General features: G+C 79.0%; 1 protein-coding gene. It reads right to left on the reverse strand.

Annotated elements, in window-relative coordinates; translation table 11 throughout:
- Positions 1-19: 19 nt before the first annotated feature.
- Positions 20-1996: a tetratricopeptide repeat protein gene (locus ACFUEL_RS38915; RefSeq protein ID WP_380242821.1), complete on the reverse strand. Its 1977-nt coding sequence runs from the start codon at positions 1994-1996 to the stop codon at positions 20-22.
- Positions 1997-2119: the final 123 nt, after the last annotated feature.

The following is a 2119-nucleotide window of genomic DNA, read 5'->3' on the forward strand; positions in this document are numbered from 1 at the left end:
CTTCCGCCGTCGTCGGCGGTCAGCGGCCGGGCGGCGCGGTGCAGGCGGCGCGCTCGCGCAGGATCTCGGCGCGCAGCTCCGGGTCCGGCCCGGGGTCGGCGGCGAGCGCGCGGGTGAAGTCCTCGACGGCGGCCGCCGGATCGCCGAGCCGGCGGTGGGCCAGGCCGCGGTTGTAGAGGGCGAGCGGGTCCGGGTCCAGGGCGATGGCGCGGTCCAGGTCGGCCACCGCTCCGAGGACGTCGTCCCGCTCGAAGCGGACCGCCGCGCGGTTGGCCCAGGCCGCGGTCAGGTCGGGGGCGCGCTCGACGGCCCGGGAGAGCAGGGCCTCCGCCTCGGGGAGCCGACCGTGCTCGGCCTCGACCAGGCCGAGCACGCAGAGCAGGTGCGGCTGCTCCGGGGAGAGCGCCAGGCCCGCGCGGGCGTCGCGTTCGGCGAGGTCCGGCTCGCCGGCGTCCAGGTGCAGGCCGGCCCGGTCGACCAGGGCGTCGAGGTGGTCGGGGGCGATGTGCAGGGCGCGGTCGAGATCGGCCAGGGCCGCCTCCGGCCGCCCCAGGTCGAGGAGGGCCTCGGCGCGCCCGCAGTACGCCTCGGGAAGGTGCGGGCCGAGCCGGACCGCGCTGCCGTAGTCGGCGACCGCCCGCTGCGGGCTCCCGGCGGCGCGATGCAGGGCGGCCCGGTCGACGTAGTACTCGGCGTTCTGCGGGTCCTGCCCGATCACCGCGTCGAGGTCGGCGAGCGCGCGGGCCGGATCGCCCAGCGCGAGGTGCAGTTGCGCCCGGTTGTGCAGCAGCCGGGCGCGGTCCTGGGGGCGCTCCCCGGGGGCCAGCACCTCGGCGAGCCGGGCCAGGCCGTCCTCGACGGTGCGCAGCGCCGCGGCGTGGTCGCCGGCGCGGGTGTCCAGCAGGGCCAGGCCCTGGCGGTGGAAGACGGTGGTGACGGTGCGCTCGCGCGGGTCGTCGATCCGTCCGGCGAGCGCGAGGGCGCGCTCCAGCCAGCCGCGGGCGGCGGCGAGGTCCCGGTCCGGCAGGTGGCGGGCGTGCAGCATGGCGGTGGAGTAGGCCGCGGACAGCCGGATCCGCGGTTCGCCGGTCGCCTCCCGGGCGCGGTCGTAGAGCGCGAGCGCCTCGGCCGGGCGGTCCAGTGCGGTCAGCGCGGTGGCCAGCCCGGTGGTGAAGGCCCACCAGTTCCGGAGGTCCCGCTCCGGGGTGGTCAGCGCCAGTCCGTGCCGGGCGAGCCGGGCGCCGTGCTCGTAGAAGCCGCCGCTCAGGGCCGGGCCGAGCGCGGCGCGCAGGGCGGTGACACCGTCGGTGGCCGGGCGGGTGCCGCGTGCGCGGTGGTAGGGGATCGCGCCCAGCCGCCAGGACCACTCGCCCGTCGCGGCCAACTCGTCGGCGCGCGCGTCGTGCCAGGCCGGGGTGCGGGGCGGGTCCTCGTCCCCGGCGGTCGGCCCGCAGGCGGGGACGGCGAGCGGGCGGGCGTGCGCGGTGACGCCCTCGGCCAGGGCGGCGGGCAGTGCGCCGCCGCCGACGTACAGCCGGAGCCGGGACGGGTCGACGCGGCGCAGCAGGGCGTCGACGAGTTCGACGGTGGTGCCGTCCGCCTCGTCCACCCGGTCGAGCAGGACGGCGGCCGGGGTGTGCCGCTCCGCCGACCGGGCCGCGACGAACTCGGCCAGCCCGTACGCGAGATGGCGGGTGCGCCGGGCCGGATGGAACCTGATCTGGACGTCCGCCGTGTCCAGGGCCGCGACGGTCTCGGCGTCCCACGGCACGTCGTCCTTCAAGTCCCGGACCGCACAGAGCAGTTCGACCTGGTGCCGGGCCACCAGCGGGGAGTCGGCCCGCTCGAGGACGAGGTGCCGGACGAACTCGCCGACTCCGCCGTAGGGGCCGCGCTGCCAGGCCCGGCAGTCGAAGGCGCCCAGCAGCCCCTCGGCCCCGGCGACCGCCGCCCGCCGGTCCCGGGCCGACGGTGACTCCAGCCAGACGTGCCGCATGTCCGTCCATCCCCTCTCGCGGCCGGCGGACCGGGCGCGACCGTCTGTCCGTTCCCGTCCGGGTCCCGCTGCGCGGTGGCGCGCCCCGGCCGCGGCCGCCCCCGGCGCGCCGCCGGTGTGAGT

Origin of the sequence: Kitasatospora sp. NPDC057198, from assembly GCF_042670125.1 — a bacterium.
Classification (GTDB): Bacteria; Actinomycetota; Actinomycetes; order Streptomycetales; family Streptomycetaceae; genus Kitasatospora.